Raw genomic sequence first — 418 nt, 5'->3', positions numbered from 1 at the left:
AATAGAGATAAATTTACTGGTGTCGATACCTGTCTCTTTAAGTACGAGTGGTAGCGTATAGTCAGGTTGATTTTGCTGAATCTTCAATCCCATTTTAATGGCTTTAGTCTCGAAAAAAAGTCTAGCTTCAGGTAATCCGCCATAAAGCTTACTATATTCTTTGGTCAAAGATTCATCATAGTTATTAGGGATTATTTGTCTTATTAACTCTAACTCATCGAAAATATCTAAGCTAATCAGGTAATGACGGTTGCCTGTTTCAGGGTCACTTTGCCTATTTATTCTAATATTCATAAATACATCTGTACCATGTCGCAGTTGCCATATTTGTAAATCACTGAGCTGCATCCATTGCTCAAAGTTCAAAGGGTAGGTGTAATCAAGATTAAAGTCACTTCCACCTTCTTTTGTGGCAAAT

General features: G+C 35.6%; 1 protein-coding gene. It reads right to left on the bottom strand.

Translation table 11 applies throughout. The features are described 5' to 3' along the window. Window positions 1-418: hypothetical protein (locus tag CXF65_RS01110; RefSeq protein ID WP_157823988.1), on the bottom strand; the 418-nt coding region annotated here is incomplete at both ends.

The organism is Psychrobacter sp. Sarcosine-3u-12 (genome assembly GCF_002836005.1).
GTDB lineage: Bacteria > Pseudomonadota > Gammaproteobacteria > Pseudomonadales > Moraxellaceae > Psychrobacter > Psychrobacter okhotskensis.
The sequence above is the reverse complement of the archived record's forward strand: the minus strand, read 5'-3'. Positions and strand labels throughout refer to the sequence as shown.